The sequence below is a fragment of the Listeria grayi genome, assembly GCF_900638015.1.
Taxonomy (GTDB): Bacteria; Bacillota; Bacilli; order Lactobacillales; family Listeriaceae; genus Listeria; species Listeria grayi.
The window spans coordinates 1413235-1430208 of record NZ_LR134483.1 but is presented as its reverse complement, the minus strand read 5'-3'; the positions used below and the strand labels follow the sequence as shown (position 1 = coordinate 1430208).

17 protein-coding genes are annotated in these 16974 nt (G+C 41.6%); 16 read left to right on the top strand and 1 reads right to left on the bottom strand.

Annotated features, from left to right (window positions below; translation table 11 throughout):
• Nucleotides 1-10 precede the first annotated feature (10 nt).
• The 13 genes from dnaJ (at nt 11) to EL241_RS06870 (ending at nt 12124) form a co-directional block, all read left to right on the top strand.
• Nucleotides 11-1150 carry a molecular chaperone DnaJ gene (gene dnaJ / locus EL241_RS06930; protein WP_003755799.1) on the top strand — a complete coding sequence of 380 codons (1140 nt, stop codon included), beginning with the start codon at nt 11-13 and terminating at the stop codon, nt 1148-1150.
• 86 nt (nt 1151-1236) lie between these two features.
• Entirely contained in the window at nt 1237-2178 is a 942-nt protein-coding gene (prmA, locus tag EL241_RS06925; RefSeq protein ID WP_036104051.1) for a 50S ribosomal protein L11 methyltransferase, read from the top strand.
• Nucleotides 2179-2937 (top strand): 16S rRNA (uracil(1498)-N(3))-methyltransferase, encoded by a 759-nt coding sequence (locus EL241_RS06920; protein ID WP_126320448.1) that lies wholly within the window; start codon nt 2179-2181, stop codon nt 2935-2937.
• 157 nt (nt 2938-3094) lie between these two features.
• Nucleotides 3095-3268 carry a 30S ribosomal protein S21 gene (gene rpsU, locus EL241_RS06915; RefSeq protein ID WP_003755805.1) on the top strand — a complete coding sequence of 58 codons (174 nt, stop codon included), beginning with the start codon at nt 3095-3097 and terminating at the stop codon, nt 3266-3268.
• 18 nt (nt 3269-3286) lie between these two features.
• A complete protein-coding gene (locus tag EL241_RS06910) occupies nt 3287-3733 on the top strand; it encodes a GatB/YqeY domain-containing protein (RefSeq protein ID WP_036104054.1) in 447 nt (148 codons plus the stop codon).
• Between the two features lie 167 nt (nt 3734-3900).
• A complete protein-coding gene (locus EL241_RS06905) occupies nt 3901-6069 on the top strand; it encodes a GDSL-type esterase/lipase family protein (protein WP_052009083.1) in 2169 nt (722 codons plus the stop codon).
• A gap of 137 nt (nt 6070-6206) precedes the next feature.
• A complete protein-coding gene (locus tag EL241_RS06900) occupies nt 6207-7163 on the top strand; it encodes a PhoH family protein (RefSeq protein WP_003755808.1) in 957 nt (318 codons plus the stop codon).
• 27 nt (nt 7164-7190) lie between these two features.
• On the top strand, nt 7191-9356 hold the full coding sequence (locus EL241_RS06895) for an HD family phosphohydrolase (protein WP_003755810.1): 2166 nt from the start codon (nt 7191-7193) through the stop codon (nt 9354-9356).
• A gap of 21 nt (nt 9357-9377) precedes the next feature.
• Nucleotides 9378-9863, top strand: a complete 486-nt coding sequence (gene ybeY / locus EL241_RS06890) for an rRNA maturation RNase YbeY (protein ID WP_003755812.1) — start codon at nt 9378-9380, stop codon at nt 9861-9863.
• Complete coding sequence (locus EL241_RS06885) at nt 9841-10233, top strand: diacylglycerol kinase family protein (protein ID WP_003755814.1); 393 nt, start codon at nt 9841-9843, stop codon at nt 10231-10233. The genes ybeY and EL241_RS06885 overlap by 23 nt, the downstream gene beginning before the upstream one ends.
• Before the next feature lie 29 nt (nt 10234-10262).
• Nucleotides 10263-11168 carry a GTPase Era gene (gene era / locus EL241_RS06880; protein ID WP_003755817.1) on the top strand — a complete coding sequence of 302 codons (906 nt, stop codon included), beginning with the start codon at nt 10263-10265 and terminating at the stop codon, nt 11166-11168.
• Between the two features lie 98 nt (nt 11169-11266).
• Nucleotides 11267-11581 carry a PadR family transcriptional regulator gene (locus tag EL241_RS06875; protein WP_003755819.1) on the top strand — a complete coding sequence of 105 codons (315 nt, stop codon included), beginning with the start codon at nt 11267-11269 and terminating at the stop codon, nt 11579-11581.
• Complete coding sequence (locus EL241_RS06870; protein WP_126320446.1) at nt 11582-12124, top strand: DUF2812 domain-containing protein; 543 nt, start codon at nt 11582-11584, stop codon at nt 12122-12124.
• A gap of 28 nt (nt 12125-12152) precedes the next feature.
• On the opposite strand, the gene EL241_RS06865 is transcribed toward EL241_RS06870, so the two are convergent.
• The gene (locus EL241_RS06865) at nt 12153-12788 is read right to left on the bottom strand and encodes a hypothetical protein (protein ID WP_003755822.1); all 636 of its coding nucleotides are present in this window, start codon (nt 12786-12788) and stop codon (nt 12153-12155) included.
• A gap of 126 nt (nt 12789-12914) precedes the next feature.
• Between EL241_RS06865 and recO the strand changes: the two genes are divergently transcribed.
• From recO to glyS, 3 genes are all read left to right on the top strand, one after another.
• Nucleotides 12915-13682 (top strand): DNA repair protein RecO, encoded by a 768-nt coding sequence (recO, locus tag EL241_RS06860; protein ID WP_003755824.1) that lies wholly within the window; start codon nt 12915-12917, stop codon nt 13680-13682.
• 290 nt (nt 13683-13972) lie between these two features.
• A complete protein-coding gene (gene glyQ, locus EL241_RS06855; protein ID WP_036104058.1) occupies nt 13973-14863 on the top strand; it encodes a glycine--tRNA ligase subunit alpha in 891 nt (296 codons plus the stop codon).
• Nucleotides 14856-16925, top strand: a complete 2070-nt coding sequence (gene glyS, locus EL241_RS06850) for a glycine--tRNA ligase subunit beta (protein WP_036104062.1) — start codon at nt 14856-14858, stop codon at nt 16923-16925. The genes glyQ and glyS overlap by 8 nt, the downstream gene beginning before the upstream one ends.
• The last annotated feature ends 49 nt before the right edge of the window (nt 16926-16974 follow it).

The following is a 16974-nucleotide window of genomic DNA, read 5'->3' as shown; positions in this document are numbered from 1 at the left end:
TGATGCAGAGTTGGCAAAACGTGATTATTACGATGTGCTTGGCGTATCAAAAAGCGCAACCCCAGAAGAAATAAAAAAGGCATATCGAAAACTGTCGAAACAATATCATCCAGACATCAATAAAGATGCAGATGCACCTGAGAAATTCAAAGAGATTTCTGAAGCATACGAAGTGCTTAGCGATGAACAAAAACGCGCCCAATACGACCAATATGGTCATGTCGATCCTAATCAAGGTTTCGGTGGTGGAGGCGGTGGATTCTCCGGCGGCTTTGGCGGCGGCGGATTCTCTGGATTTGAAGACATTTTTGATACGTTCTTCGGCGGCGGCGGAAGAACGCAAGATCCTAATGCGCCAAGACAAGGAAGCGATCTGCAATATCAGATGAATCTGAAATTCAAAGAAGCGATCTTTGGCGCGGAAAAAGAGATTGAGATCCCACGCGAAGAAAACTGCGATACCTGCCATGGTACAGGTGCCAAACCAGGTACTCATCCGGAAACATGTAAACATTGTGGTGGTAAAGGTTCCATCAATGTGGAACAAAATACACCGTTTGGTCGTGTAGTTAATAAACGAACATGTCCACACTGTCACGGAACAGGGAAAGAAATCAAAGAAAAATGTCCAGATTGTCACGGCAGCGGACGCATCAACAAAAACAAAAAGATCAAACTCAAAGTTCCCGCTGGTGTCAACGATGGGCAACAAATGCGCGTAGCTGGTGAGGGCGAAGCTGGTATCAACGGCGGACCAAACGGCGATCTATATGTTGTATTTGTGGTAGCGCCAGATGACTTCTTCGAGCGTGATGGAGAAGATATCTATGCAGAAGTACCACTAACATTCGTACAAGCAGCTCTAGGCGATGAAATCGATGTTCCGACAGTCCACGGCAAAGTCCGCTTGAAGATCCCGGCTGGCACGCAATCAGGAACTACTTTCCGTTTGCGCGGCAAAGGTGTTCCGCACCTACGCGGATCCGGGACAGGTGATCAGCATGTCATCGTCAAAGTCATCGTACCGAAGAAATTAGATCAAAAACAAAAAGACATTCTGCGCGAATTTGCTACTACGACTGGCGATAAAGTAGACGAGCAGACATCAAGTTTTTTTGATAAAATGAGAAAAGCATTTAAAGGCGAATAAAACCAAGTGTCCGAAACAGGTATATATTGTAAAATCATGCAATAGCTTGTTTCGGGCATTTTTTATTAGAAATGAGGGATCAAAGTATGGATTGGTCAGAAGTGGAAATACATACGATCAATGAAGCAGTAGAACCGGTGGCAAATGTGCTTACTGAACATGGAGCGAGCGGTGTTTCGATTGAAGACGTAGCTGATTTTTTCAAAGAACGAGAAGATCGCTTTGGCGAAATCTACGAACTTGCAAGAGAAGATTATCCAGAAGACGGTGTTATTATCAAAGCATATTTTTTGAAAACATCGGAATTTATCCAGCAGATACCTGCTTTGGAAAAAGCGGTGCAGCACCTAGCGACTTTTGATATTCCGCTGGGTGATTTGAAATTTCAAGTGAATGATGTATCCGATGAGGAATGGGCGACGGCTTGGAAAAAATATTACCATCCAGTTCAAGTAACCGAACAGATCACGATCGTTCCAAGCTGGGAATCATATACACCCTCTCAGCATGAAATCATTATTGAGCTGGATCCTGGTTTGGCATTCGGTACCGGCACACATCCAACGACACAGCTATGTATCCGGGAATTAGCAACGCAGCTGAAAGGCGGCGAAACCATTTTAGACGTGGGAACAGGCTCCGGCGTGCTGAGTATTGTCAGTGCGAAATTAGGCGCGGAAACAGTCTTAGCAACGGATCTGGATGAAGTCGCTGTGCGTGCAGCTGCAGAAAATATCGCCCTTAATAATACCGAAAATGTCGTTACAGTGAAACAAAATGATCTTCTTAAGGGCATTGAAGAAGAAGCAGATGTTATTGTGGCCAATATCCTGGCAGAAGTAATCGTCTTGTTCCCAGAAGATGTCCGCCGACTACTTAAACCGAACGGCCTCTTTATTGCGTCAGGAATCATTAAAGACAAGGAAGGCTTTGTCAAAGAAGCTTTAGTAAAAGCAGGTCTGGAAATCATTGCGACAAAACAACAAGGAGATTGGATCGCGATCATTTCCAAACAAGGAGGGAACTAAATGCAGCGCTATTTCGTAGATCAAGTGCTGACAACAGACGATGATCCGATTTATATCGAAGCGGCGGATCATCACCACTTGGCAAGAGTCATGCGAATGACCACCGGTGACCAAGTCTATATCGTTTTTGCCGATAATCAGTTCTGCACGGCAGAAATCGTGTCTGTTTCCGAAGATAAGACACTTTTAAAGTTGGTCGAATGGCAAACCAATAATCCTGAACTTCCAATCGCGATCACAATTGCCAGCGGGCTCCCAAAAGGAGATAAACTGGAATGGATCGTTCAAAAGGGGACAGAGCTAGGCGCAGATTCTTTTATTGCTTTCCCAAGTGACCGTTCGATCGTCAAATGGGATGCCAAAAAAACCGAGAAAAAACGCGAACGTCTACAAAAAATCGCGAAAGAAGCAGCCGAACAATCGCATCGCGTCCACGTACCAACGATCACTACCCTTGCAAATGGGAAACAACTTGCTGAAAGGTGCAGGGAGTATGACGCGGTCGTCGTAGCATATGAAGAGAGTGCTAAAGCAAATGAAAAGGCTGTACTGGCATCTGTATTTGCGGCGCTGAGACCCGGTATGCGTCTATTAGTTATTTTTGGACCAGAAGGCGGTATCAGCGAGCAGGAAATCCAACTATTCAAAGCTCAAAAGGCGCATTTTGCCGGGCTCGGACCACGAATTCTTCGGACGGAAACAGCCCCACTTTATCTGCTTGCTGCAGCTTCTTATCAGTTTGAATTAAATAATGAATAAAAGTTAGTGGTTACTTATTGACGCATGAGCAGCTATCGTTTATAATTTTTATTGAGTGAATGCTTATTTGCATTATTACTTCAAAGTCAAATACTTTGAAACTTAAATTATGGATTTTAAGTGAGTGCATATAAGTGCCGGAGGGAGGGAAAGAGAGATGTCAAAAACAGTAGTTCGTAAAAACGAATCGCTTGAAGATGCTCTTCGTCGCTTTAAACGTACTGTTTCCAAAAGTGGAACTTTGCAAGAATCCAGAAAGCGCGAATTTTATGAAAAACCAAGCGTAAGACGCAAGAAAAAATCGGAAGCAGCTAGAAAACGTAAATTCTAATTAAAGGCGATGATTTCATTGACTTTGCTTGACAAGCTGAATGAAGATATGAAACAGGCAATGCGCAATAAAGAGAAAGAAAAACTTTCCGTTATTCGTATGTTGAAAGCCGCTTTACAAAATGAAGCGATTCATCAAGGAAAGAAAGAACTTTCGCCTGAAGATGAAGTGAACGTCCTTGCAAAAGAACTGAAGCAACGTCGCGACTCTGTTACAGAGTATGATAAAGCAGGTCGTACGGATCTTTCCGATAAAGTACGCGATGAAATCAAGATTGCGATGGACTATGCGCCAAAACAATTAACCGCTGAAGAAGTTGAAGATATTGTAAAAGCGAGTATAAATGAAGTTGGAGCAACATCTAAAGCTGACTTTGGTAAGGTTATGAGTAACATCATGCCGAAAGTCAAAGGCAAAGCCGATGGATCGATTGTCAACCAGCTTGTTAAAAAATATCTTTCATGAGAAAAATACCTGTCTCCTTGGAGATGGGTATTTTTTTGTGATAGCTGTCTAAAAAAAGAAAGCCATATTTATTTCATTATTTTGTCACAAAATGTCCACATCTTTTTTCTCTTTCCACTGCTATCATCAAATAGATAATGCTTAAATCAAAAAAGGAGAAAGAGAACTTGAAAAAGAATTTGGGTATCTGCATTTTTATTTTAGTAGTAAGTTTGATCTGCTTGAGCGTTATGCAAAAACAGGCATTTGCGACAAGCGGAAAAGTAAACGTATCTATTGGGTATACCATCGATAGGCAAACTGCCAAAGTAGGTGATGTATTACGTTATCAAAGCGAGGCGAAAAACAATGGCAGTCAAAAAGCCATAGAAACTATCTTTTATGCTACTTTACCGAACAATCTTGAAAAACCGAGAAATGTCGTGATTGTTGGAAATACCGGCATACAATATCCTATCAAGGAGGGCAAGGCAAATGCCAATTTTGCTGGTGGTTATTATACGTGGAATGAGCAGTCACATTTATTAACTGTTTATGCAAAAGAAATTGCAGCACATGCGAAGAAAGGGATTACCTATCAGACAAAGATCATCCGGGGGAACGATGGTCAACAATTAAGAAGTAGCGTCAAATTGGCAGAAGCGACTAATGGAAAAGCGGCTCAGGCAGTTGCCGACTTAAAAGTAATAGGTCAGCCTGCTCTGGCTGTGGGGATCTCTTCTGACAAAAGCGAAGCCGAAGCAGGGGAGCTACTGACATTTATCAGTGAGGGAAGGAACAACGGAAATAAAAATGCCGCTGAAACGGTTTTTCAGATTAAACTCCCAAATGGGCTGGAGAAACCAACAAATGTTGATATATTAGGAAATACGGGAATCCGTTATCCTATTCAAGAAGGCAAAGCCAATGCTAACTTTGCAGGTGGTTATTATACATGGAGCAACCAAAGCCGCATGTTGACTGTGTATGCGAAAGAAATAGCGATTGCTGCCAAAAAATCAATTCGATTCCAAACAACTATCGCTGCAAATTGTAGCGATATAGTGAGAACAAATGCATCACTAGCAGGATTGAATACAGCGACAGTCAAAGGAACAGAGGCTGTTGTTAAAATCCGCAAATCGAAAGAAAATTATTTTCCAACGGTAAATGTGATTACAAAAAAAGATAAAGCAGTCCTATTGAATAATACCATTACTTATTTGACAAAAGAGCAGCAAGTTGGCTTTACTAGCGTGAAATGGGAACCAATCGATGCGGCACTTTTTTCTAAAATAGGGAAGCACCGTGTGACTGGTATGACAGAAACAGGCGAAAAAGTGAATGCCATCATTACCGTATTCCCGGAAACTAAAACAATCCATGTTGCTGCAGCCGGAGATAGTATCACGCGCGGACTAGGGATAACTGCGCTTGGAGACACATACCCCAGTCAGCTCAATTATCGCTTAGGGGCAGGCTATCGTGTCGATAACTATGGATATAGTGGTGCCACGCTTCTTGAAAAAGGAGACCTGCCATATATAAAAACGATCGATTATCAAAATAGCCTAGCAGCACAGCCGGATGTTGTGGTCATCCAATTGGGAACTAATGATACTAGGAGCCAGAATTATATTTACAAGGAATCTTTTTTACAAGACTATGTGAAGTTACTGCAGAGCTATCAATCCTTATCTAGTAAACCTGTTTTGTATATTGCGCTCCCACCAACACTTTTCCTAGAGTCAGCAAATCGCCCTAGTCAAAAAAGACTAGAAACGATCCTACCTTTAATGATAAAGGCAACACAGCGTGCAAACATGGATGTTTCTATTATTGATAACCAAACAGCAACGCGGGCTATAGGACCATTCGTGCGAGACGGCATACATCCCGATGCTAAGGGAGCGGCGGTTATAGCAAATAATGTTTATGCAGGACTTAAAGGAGAAACGGATGTAGCTTTCGATGCGCTAACGCTAGAAGCTTATCAGCAAACATTTGGAGCCCAGAATCAATCGACAGAAACGGGTCTGCAAGTGGTAGGCCTAACAAATAAAAGCTGGTTATCTTTCAAAAACGTCTCTATCAGCCAAACTGTGAAGAAACAGATCACTATCAAAGCAGCAGCGCCATTTACCAATACAACGGTGGCAGTCCATTTAGGCAACGTTGATGGTCCACTTATTGGCAAAGCAGTTTTACAGCGGACTTCGAAGGAAAATTCTTTTACAAGTAACAACATTCAGGTCAATACAAAGCAAGGAGTCCATGATCTTTATCTTGTATTTGAAAATCCTGGTAGTATGCCAAATCAGGAGATTGTCAGGTTAAGTAGTCTCACAACAAAATAATACAAAGAAACAAATCGTAGCCTTTTTTTGCGATTTGTTTCTTTGTAGAATGGAACTCCTTAGCCAATATTTTTCAACAAACCGCTTTTCGTGTATAATAGAAAGCGAATAAAGAGAATGTACAAAGGGGTTAGACAATGCAAAATGAAAATTATAAAGAAGTTGTCAAACTAGAAGCCCAAATAGATGCAAGGGATTTATTTGGCAATAATGATAGTCACCTGCAGATCATGGAAGAAGCGCTTGATATCCAGCTGGTTACACGTGGTGAAGAAATCAGCATCCAAGGCGAAGAAGGAAATGTGCGCTTAGCAAAAGAGATCTGGCAAATGTGCATCAATCTGCTGAAAAGCGGCGTCCATATTGATGGCAGAGATATTGCTCAAGCGATCAAAATGGCGAAAAACGGCACATTAGAATATTTCCCCGCTATTTTCTCAGAAGAGATCACGAAAACGACCAAAGGCAAACCGATTCGTCCAAAAACATTCGGTCAACGGAATTATGTCCAAAAAGTACGGAGTCATGATGTCGTTTTCGGAATCGGCCCTGCCGGAACAGGAAAAACGTATCTAGCAGTCGTGATGGCGGTAGAAGCATGGCGAAAAGGAAATGTGAGTAAAATCATTTTGACCAGACCAGCAGTTGAAGCAGGCGAAAATCTCGGGTTTTTACCTGGTGATCTGAAGGAAAAAGTGGATCCCTATCTTCGTCCCGTTTATGACGCGCTTTATGACATCTTAGGAATGGAACATACGACAAGACTGATGGATCGCGGCATTATTGAGATTGCTCCGCTTGCCTATATGCGTGGTCGGACACTCGATAATGCATTTGTCATTCTCGACGAAGCTCAAAATACTACGATCGCCCAAATGAAAATGTTCCTAACACGACTTGGTTATGAATCCAAAATGATCGTCAATGGCGACAGTACCCAGATCGATCTGCCTAAAGGAGCTACTAGCGGACTTGTGGATGCAGAACGCGTCTTACAAGGCATCAGAGGCATTAGTTTCGTTTACTTTGAACACACAGACGTTGTACGCCATCCGGTGGTTGCAGAAATCATCAAGGCATATGAAAAGCAGTAATCAAAAGATAAGGGAAGGAGTGGCTTTATGAAACAAAAAACACTTAAAGAAAAATGGCGTCATGCCGATCATAAAAAGCTGTTTTATAAAATCGGACTTATTCTTTCCCTTCTTATTGCTTTTTTTCTTTTGATCCAAGTCACTAGACCAGAAACAAGCGATGTGAAGTTATTCCAAGTTGCTGAAAAAACGATCCGCGCCCCGCAAACGATCGAAGACACAGCAAAAACAAAGGAATCACAGAAAAAAGCAGCAGACAGCGTCGAAAATGTGTATTCTTATAATGCCGACACCGGAAAAAATCGGGTCGCGCTCATCCAATCGATTTTTGACTACGTCCATGAAGTGAATGATGAAATAAAGAATAAAGACAAAGCAGCACGAGAAAAGGCGAAAAAAGACGATAAGTCAGCGCCGAAAGCTTCATCTGTCAATGATAAATTGAAGTTATTAAAAAGCAAGCTTTCCGACAATGTTTCCGAAGACATCACAGCAGGGTTATCGGACAATGTCTTGCGGATATTGCTCCAAGCACCGGAATCCGATTTAGCGACCATGCAAAAAGTGATCACGGACGAAATCTCGAAGCGGATGGGAAGCAGTATTCGTTCCGACGAATTGACGTCTGAAAAAATCAAAGCACGGGACAATATCGAACTTTCTAACATCCCGAGTGAATATAAGAATATTTCTAAAAATATCGTTTCTTATGGCATCGTCGCGAATGAGCAGCTGGATAAGGAACAAACAGAAGCGCAGCGAAAAGAGGCAGTCCAAAGCATTGCTCCGGTTCGTATCCTGCAAGGACAGGTTATCGTCCAAGAAGGTCAGATCATCGACCGGGATACCTATCGTCAGCTGAAATTGCTACATCTTTTGGATAAACGCATGCCAGTCAAACAATATATCGGTTATGGGTTGTTTTTGCTGACATTAGCATCGCTATTATATGTGTTTGCGAAAAAAGAACGTACTTCACTGGAGAACAGACTTCGCTCTATGCTGATTTTCAGTACCGTCTACTTGATCAATCTGCTGCTTTTAATGATCGTTATCTATCTCGAATCAATGAATGTCAGCGGGATATCCTTCTTGTTTCCAGCCGCCTTTGCGCCTATGGTGATCAAGATCTTGCTGAATACTAGGTATGCTTTTCTAAGCATTATTTTTAGCGCTGTGACGAGCTTGCTGCTTTTTATCAGCGACAGTTCGACCAATATCAATACACTAATAACCGTTTTTTACTTATTAAGTTCTGTAGCCAGTCTGATTGCATTGCGTAATCAAAGCAGAAGAGGCATGATCTTATTATCGGGGCTGATTGTCGGAGGGCTGAACATCGTATTTGTTCTGCTGCTATTATTGACGAATAATTCCCCGATTTGGCAAGGTGCCAATCTAGGCACAATGGGATACGGCTTTTTAGGTGGATTTGGCGCTTTTGTTCTGGGGATCGGATTGATTCCGCTGTTTGAGATCACATTTGGATTACTCACAACAACTCGCTTAGTCGAGCTTGCTAATCCCAATCATCCGCTTTTAAAACGGATCTTGATGAAAGCACCCGGGACTTATCATCACAGTATGATGGTCGCCAATCTAGCAGAGGCATGTGCGGATAAAATCGGTGCAAATGGTTTGCTCGTTCGCGTTGGTTGTTTTTACCACGACATCGGCAAAACATTACGTCCGCCTTATTTTGTAGAAAATCAATTGCAAGGCATCAATCCACATGACCGCCTGCAGCCAAGTCAAAGCCGCGATATTATTTTGGCACATACTGTTGACGGCGCAGAGATGCTTAGAGAACATCATATGCCGCAGCCGATCATTGATATCGCGCTGGAACATCATGGCACAACGTTATTAAAATATTTTTATTACCAAGCAAAGGAAAACGACCCGGATACCAAAGAAGCGGATTACCGTTATAAAGGACCGAAGCCGCAAACGAAGGAAACAGCGATCATCAATATTGCAGACAGCGTAGAAGCTGCTGTAAGAGCATCGTCCGAACCAACGATGGACAAGATCAAGACGATCATCAAGAGCATTATTGATGAACGAATCTTAGATGGCCAGTTCAATGAGTGTGATATCACCATCAAAGAACTGCATACGATCCAAGATACGCTTATCACGACACTAAACGGTATCTATCATCAACGGATCCAATATCCGGACGACAAATAAAGAAGGGGGCTGAGACACAGCATGCCAAGATTAGAATTAGATATGATCGACGAGACAGAGAAACTACCAAAAGAAACAAATGCCCTAGTATTTGATATTCTCCAGTTTGCCGCTGATTATTTAAAATTAGAAGAAGGTACGGAAATGTCCGTCACGTTTACTGATAATGAACGCATTCGGGAAATCAACCGCGAATACCGCGACAAAGATCAAGCTACAGACGTAATCTCCTTTGCACTGGAAGAATTAGGCGAAGGGGAAACAGAAATCGATTGGGGCGAATTGGAGGTAGAAGTACCTCGGAATTTAGGCGACATTATTATTTCTACAGAAAAAGCAGAAGAACAGGCTGCTAGTTACGGGCACACAAAAGAAAGAGAAGTAGGATTTTTAGCTGTTCATGGCTTGCTCCATCTACTGGGATACGACCACATGGAAAAAGAAGAAGAAAAGGTCATGTTCGGACTCCAAAAAGAAGTGTTGGATGCTTATGGATTACAAAGATAGGAAGTATAAGCGAAGTAAAAATTATGCCGATTCCTTTAAGCATGCCTATACAGGAATCAAAACGGCTGTTATTGAAGAAAGAAACTTACGGTTTCATTTCTGTGCAGCAGTCGTTGTCATTGGATTAGGATTTTTCTATTCCATCACACGAACAGAATGGCTTGTCCTTGTACTCTGTATTTTTGCCGTTCTAGTCGCTGAAATGACCAATACGGCCATTGAACGTGCGGTAGATGTTGCAACTGAACGCTTTATGGAAGAAGCAAAAAAAGCCAAAGATATTGCTGCCGGCTCGGTATTATTAGTATCGACTTGCGCCGTAGTTGTCGGATTAATTATTTTTATTCCGCATATTCTGCATTTTTCTTAACGTTATTTTAAATTATTGGGGGAAAAAATATGACTGAAACATTCAAATCAGGTTTCGTAGCGATCGTCGGACGTCCAAACGTCGGGAAATCCACGTTACTGAACCATATTATCGGCCAAAAAATCGCTATTATGAGTGATAAAGCACAGACCACTAGAAATAAAGTCCAAGGGGTCTATACTACAGATGAATCCCAGATTATTTTCATTGACACACCGGGAATCCATAAACCAAAGCATAAATTAGGCGATTTCATGGTGAAAATCGCATTCAATACTTTTCAAGAAGTTGATCTTATCTATTTTGTTATCGATGCAAGCACTGGTTTAGGACGCGGAGATGAATTTATTATTGAAAAACTGAAAAACGTAGATACCCCTGTTTTCTTACTGATCAACAAAATCGACTTGATCTCACCAGACGCATTGCTTGAATTGATTGCTAGCTACCGGGAAAAGATGGAATTCACAGAGATAATCCCGATTTCTGCACTACAAGGGAACAACGTACCGAATTTACTTACTGAGACGAATGAGCATTTAGATGAAGGACCAATGTATTACCCGAAAGACCAAATCACCGACCATCCAGAGCGCTTCATTATTTCCGAATTGATCCGCGAGCAAGTATTGCAGCTGACTCGCGAGGAAGTACCGCATTCCGTGGCTGTTGTCATTGAAGGAATCGAAAAGAACCCCAAAACCGAGAAATTAACGATCATGGCAACGATTATTGTCGAAAGAAGTACGCAAAAAGGCATTATCATTGGAAAACAAGGACAAATGCTCAAACAGATCGGCATGCGGGCCCGAAAAGAAATCGAATTATTGATGGGTTCCAAAGTCTTTTTGGAAATCTGGGTCAAAGTGCAGAAAAACTGGCGGGATAAAGAACGCTATTTGCAAGATTATGGTTTTGATAAAGAAGAATATTGATCAAAAAACTGCATCGGTTAGATGCAGTTTTTTATTGCTTAATTATATCGCGCCATGATATAATTAAACCATCAAATATATCGAGGTGCGTTATAGTTATGGTAAAGAAAAAAAACGAGAATCAGATTCCAATGACCGAAACAGCTTTTTATATCTTACTTTCGCTCCTGCAGCCACGGCATGGCTACGCGATCATCAAAAACGTCAACAAAATGACTGATGGTCGGATTACGCTTGGGCCTGGAACGATTTATGGTACTTTAAGCAAAATGAGTCAATCTGAATTGATCCAAATTACAGCAGAAGAAAACAATCGGAAAATCTATCAAGTCACCGCACTTGGAAAAGAATTGCTTGAACTAGAACGTAAACGGATTACGGAGTTATATCAAAACGCCAAGGAGGCATTCTAAATGACTAAAAAAATTTTTAAGCTGATAACCGTCGACAACTTTGAAAAAGAAGAAGTATTTCTAGAAGAAATGGCTCAAAAAGGCTGGTATTTTAGTAAGTATACATCTGGAATCTATCATTTTGAACAAGGAACGCCAAAGAAATATACATATTGCATTGATTATAAAGAAGAGAAGGACGATGAAACGAGCTATCTGCAGCTTTTTGAGGATGCAGGTTGGGAAAATGTTTATGCTTACCCGATCCTTCGCGGGAAGTGGATGTACTTTCGTAAGGAAGAAACAGATGAAACGCAAAAAGAACAGATCTTTACAGATCGTCAGTCCTTTATCACGCTGTGGAAAAAAATACGCCACAGATGGACAGTATTTGGTTTAGCCATGATATTTTTGCTACTCTGTATTTCAACATTTCTTATTTTCCGAGCACAGCAGATATCCGGAATCATTATTTTACTTATAACTGTGCTGATTGTGCTATTATACGGTAAAATGTATATCAACTTAACGCGGAAAATCAGATTTACACAACTGAAAGAATAAAAAAAACGCCCTCTCAAACGAGCGCGTTTCATTCCCACATCACCGATCCATAATACACCGCAAAGGGACTTGTATCATAACTATCATAATAAAGCGTGTACTGCTCTGTTTCACCTGGAGCGATCTGCGAAACTTTCGGCTTGCTGTCAATCAATTCCGCATCTTCATCATTTCGATCAGCAAGCTCGATATCTGCTGGCGAAAAAGCTAATGTCTTGGAAGATTTATTTTGAAATTTAACAACTACCTTGTATAAACCACCGCCATTGAGCGATTTTTGCGTTGTCGTCCATGTCGTTGGTTTTTGGACCGTTATCTGTGCATTGTCTTCATAGAGATAACTTTGACCGAATGATTTGGTAAGCGAATCCGTACTTTCTGAACTATCAGTATCACCATCTGTGTCATCGAAAGAAGAACCGCCATCCAATAAATCCTCTTTTGAAGAAGAACTCGTGCTCATATGATTCATTCCTGACATTCCGAAAAAGGCGATCGAACCAACTGAAAATAGTAATCCACCAATGAGCATCATACTGAAGAATCCTGTCAAGATGATTCCTAGATACTTGGTTTTTAAAACGAAAATCAAAATAATACCTGTTACGATCCCGATAAATGCGACCATAACTACGAAACCTAAAAGTAAAAACAAGAGTGGCATGGTGGTCACGTCCTTTGACTAATAATATATACTGATAGTACCACAAAAATGAAAGTTTGACATATTTTAGAAAGTAGACTGTAACATGGTATAATAAAGGAACAAAAAAAGAAAGAGGCTGAAACAATGGAGAAATGTGAAGGGATCGTCATTCGTCAAACGGATTATCGCGAATCGGATAAGATCGTCGTCTTGTACACGAGAGAATTCGGTAAGATCGGTGTTGTTGCTAGAGGCGCAAAAAAAACAAAAAGCCGCTTAGCCGCAGTTACTCAACCATTCGTGAACGGCTATTTCACGTTTTTTGCAAGCAGCGGGCTTGGCACACTCCAGCAAGGCGAGCTGATCCAGAATTTTTCCTCTATCCAACAAGATATCTTCCTGACAGCTTATGCTGCCTATATCTGCGAACTTCTGGATAAAGCCACGGATGAAAAAAGAGCGAATCCGTCCTTATACGAGTTGGTCTTTCAGATTTTACGCGATATCGATGAGGGCTACGATCCGGAAATCTTAGTCCAGCTATTTGAGATGAAGATGTTGCCGGTAATGGGATTTTATCCTGTCATGGACAAATGTGCGATTTGCGGAGAAACGACTGGCCATTTTGATTTCTCCACTCACAGTGACGGTATCATCTGCCACCGCTGCTTTGAAAAAGATCCTTATCGCCTGCACTTGCCGGAAAAAGTTGTGAAATTGCTGCGCTTATTTTATATTTTCCGTTTAGATCGACTTGGCAACATCGACGTGAAACCAGAAACGAAAAAATTGCTGCGTAAAGTGATCGATACTTATTATCAAGAAAAAACTGGATTATATCTTAAAAGCAAGAAGTTCTTATTGGATATGGAAAAGTGGCTTGAAGTCTTGGATAATAAAAAGAGCGATTGACATTTATCACAATATGCAGTATCTTAGTAATTAATATAGATGCATGCGATGAAAGAAATTAAGTAGTAAAAAGCACTGTTGCATAGCGAGATCGGGATAGTGGAAGCCGGTACAATATCTTTTTGCGAAGGCATTCTGGAGCATGAACGAACGAAGGTGGGATTTGCAGCGATCTGCTGTAATTCCAAATAGGGTGGAACCGCGAGCAGCTCTCGTCCCTATATGCATAGATTTTGCATATAGAGGCGGGAGTCTTTATATGCGCTAAATTAAATGGAGGTGCGAATAGGATGAATTTACAAACAATGATACGAACATTGCAGGACTATTGGGCAGAACAAGGCTGCGTCATGCTGCAATCTTATGATGTAGAAAAAGGTGCGGGAACAATGAGTCCCTATACATTCTTAAAAGCGATCGGTCCTGAACCATGGAAAGCAGGTTATGTAGAACCATCAAGAAGACCAGCAGACGGACGTTACGGAGAGAACCCAAATCGTCTTTTCCAGCATCATCAATTTCAAGTCGTAATGAAACCGTCCCCGGACAATATTCAGGAATTGTACTTAGGATCACTGGAAAAATTAGGCATTGATCCACTCGAACATGACATTCGCTTTGTAGAAGACAACTGGGAAAATCCATCGCTTGGTTGTGCAGGGCTTGGCTGGGAAGTTTGGCTCGATGGGATGGAGATCACTCAATTCACCTATTTCCAACAAGTTGGCGGAATCGAATGTTCGCCAGTCACTTCTGAGATCACATATGGCGTAGAACGTTTGGCGAGCTACATCCAAGACAAAGAAAACGTTTTTGATCTGGAGTGGACAACAGGGCTTACGTACCGCGACATTTTTTATCAAGCAGAATATGAAAACTCCAAATATGCCTTTGAAACGTCTTCTACAGATATGTTGCTGCATTTGTTCGATACGTATGAACGAGAAGCAGACAAGCAAATGGAACAAGGTCTGGTATTCCCGGCTTATGATTATGTGTTGAAATGTTCGCATACCTTTAATTTGCTGGATGCCAAAGGTGTCGTGTCTGTCACTGAACGCGCGCAGTATATCGGTCGCATTCGTAAATTGGCGCGTAAAATCGCACGAACTTTCTATGAAGAACGGGAAAAATTAGGATTCCCATTATTAAAAGCAAAGGAGGCGGCAAGTAATGAGTAAAGATTTTTTACTGGAGATCGGCTTAGAAGAAATGCCCGCAAAATACGTCACTTCCTCCGTCCGTCAATTAAAAGAACGCGTAGCCGATTGGCTATTGGAAAATAAAATCAGTTATGAGAACATCGAAACATATGCAACGCCAAGACGCCTTGCGCTGATCGTAAAAGCAATGGCTGACAAGCAAGAAGACCGCATAGAAGAAGCAAAAGGTCCTGCAAAGAAAATCGCTTTAGACGAAAATGGTGACTGGTCAAAAGCAGCGCTGGGCTTTGCCAGAAGTCAGCAAGTCGATCCAAGTGAATTAGGATTTCAAGCGTTTAAAGGTGTCGATTATCTTTTTGTGAAGAAAGAAGTACCGGGACAACCAACCATCTCGCTACTCCCAGAGATCAAAGCATGCATCACGGCGATGAACTTTCCTGTCAGCATGCACTGGGGAAGCAATGAAATGCGTTTCATCCGTCCAATCAAATGGCTGATCGCACTTTTCGATAAAGACGTCATTCCTTTTGAGATCGCCGGCGTTTCTACTGGCAAGGTAACTCGCGGCCATCGTTTCCTTGGAAAAGAAGCAGAGATCAATGAGCCAAGCGAGTACACAGCACGATTACTGGAACAGTTTGTCGTAGCAAACAGTGAGGAACGCAAAGCTGCGATCCGTGAACAGCTGCATGAAATCGAACTTGTGGAGAACTGGAAAATCGAAATCGACGAAACGCTACTTGAAGAAGTCAATAATTTAGTTGAATATCCAACTGTTTTGACAGGCGATTTTGAAGAAAAATACCTGACACTTCCAGAAGAGATCCTGATTACAACGATGAAAGAACACCAACGCTATTTTCCGGCATTTTCACAAGACGGAACGCTACTTCCGCATTTCATTACCGTCCGCAACGGAAACGAAGAACATTTAGAAATCGTAGCGAAGGGAAATGAGAAAGTATTGCGCGCTCGTTTGTCCGATGCTGAATTCTTCTATTTAGATGACTTGAAGCAATCGATCGATGACTGCGTCGCAAAACTTCGGAATATCGTCTTCCATGAAAAACTGGGAACATTGACAGAAAAAATGAAACGCGTAGAAAAAGTTGCCAGCTTGCTTGCAGATCAATTAGCGCTTTCCGCTGAGAAAAAAGACAAGCTGATCCATCTAGCAGCTATCTATAAATTTGATCTCGTGACGCATATCGTCGACGAGTTCCCGGAATTACAAGGTTTAATGGGAGAAAAATATGCCTTACTACAAGGAGAAGAAGCAGACGTAGCAACTGCGATCCGCGAACATTATCTGCCGATCTCTGCTGAGGGAGAATTACCGCAGACAGAACTAGGTTCGATTCTCGCAATTGCAGATAAACTGGAAACATTGATCGCCTTTTTTGCAGTTGGCATCGTGCCGACCGGTTCACAAGATCCATTCAGTCTTCGCAGAAATGCGCTTGGCATCATGCGGATCATGAAAGCTAACAAATGGAATATCCGCTTATTGCCATTGATTCGGGAAGTTATTAAAATCGAACAAGCTGAATTGGATCAAAGTCTCTCCGTGGAAGAACTGCAACAGGAAATCATTCAATTCTTAAAACAGCGCTTAAAAGCAATCATGCTTGGAGAAGCGATCCGCTACGATATTATCGATGCTGTGCTAGACAGTACACAAGATAATGTACCGGAATTATTGGAACGTGCCAGCGTATTAAATAATTATTCCACCGACAGCGGGAACTTCCGGGAAACGATCGAATCCCTTTCTCGTGTTGTCAACTTAGCAAAAAAACATGAAAAAGAAGTTGTGATCGATCCCGCATTATTTGAAAACCAAGAAGAAAAGACATTGTTTGAAGCATTGGAATCCTTAAAACAAAATTTCCAATCTCTACCGGTGGCCGCTCGTTTGGAAAGCTTGATCGCCTTAAAACCAGCCATCGAGGCGTATTTTGATAAAATCTTAGTGATGAGCGGCGACGATGCTGTGCGTAATAACCGTTTGGAACTGCTTTTTGAACTTTCTAATTTCATCAAAGAATTTGCCCAAACCGACGTCATTAATGTAAAATAAAAGAAAAAAGTAGCAGGGATTTGCTTTTTAAGGCTTTCCTGCTATTTTT

What these genes read in the sequence shown, in the direction of transcription:
- EL241_RS06920 (WP_126320448.1), top strand. Translation starts at nt 2,179, where the DNA reads ATGCAGCGCTATTTCGTAGATCAAGTGCTGACAACAGACGATGATCCG.
- era (WP_003755817.1), top strand. Translation starts at nt 10,263, where the DNA reads ATGACTGAAACATTCAAATCAGGTTTCGTAGCGATCGTCGGACGTCCA.
- EL241_RS06900 (WP_003755808.1), top strand. Translation starts at nt 6,207, where the DNA reads ATGCAAAATGAAAATTATAAAGAAGTTGTCAAACTAGAAGCCCAAATA.
- EL241_RS06870 (WP_126320446.1), top strand. Translation starts at nt 11,582, where the DNA reads ATGACTAAAAAAATTTTTAAGCTGATAACCGTCGACAACTTTGAAAAA.
- EL241_RS06875 (WP_003755819.1), top strand. Translation starts at nt 11,267, where the DNA reads ATGGTAAAGAAAAAAAACGAGAATCAGATTCCAATGACCGAAACAGCT.
- prmA (WP_036104051.1), top strand. Translation starts at nt 1,237, where the DNA reads ATGGATTGGTCAGAAGTGGAAATACATACGATCAATGAAGCAGTAGAA.
- EL241_RS06865 (WP_003755822.1), bottom strand. Translation starts at nt 12,788, where the DNA reads ATGCCACTCTTGTTTTTACTTTTAGGTTTCGTAGTTATGGTCGCATTT.
- glyS (WP_036104062.1), top strand. Translation starts at nt 14,856, where the DNA reads ATGAGTAAAGATTTTTTACTGGAGATCGGCTTAGAAGAAATGCCCGCA.
- glyQ (WP_036104058.1), top strand. Translation starts at nt 13,973, where the DNA reads ATGAATTTACAAACAATGATACGAACATTGCAGGACTATTGGGCAGAA.
- rpsU (WP_003755805.1), top strand. Translation starts at nt 3,095, where the DNA reads ATGTCAAAAACAGTAGTTCGTAAAAACGAATCGCTTGAAGATGCTCTT.
- EL241_RS06895 (WP_003755810.1), top strand. Translation starts at nt 7,191, where the DNA reads ATGAAACAAAAAACACTTAAAGAAAAATGGCGTCATGCCGATCATAAA.
- EL241_RS06885 (WP_003755814.1), top strand. Translation starts at nt 9,841, where the DNA reads ATGCTTATGGATTACAAAGATAGGAAGTATAAGCGAAGTAAAAATTAT.
- ybeY (WP_003755812.1), top strand. Translation starts at nt 9,378, where the DNA reads ATGCCAAGATTAGAATTAGATATGATCGACGAGACAGAGAAACTACCA.
- recO (WP_003755824.1), top strand. Translation starts at nt 12,915, where the DNA reads ATGGAGAAATGTGAAGGGATCGTCATTCGTCAAACGGATTATCGCGAA.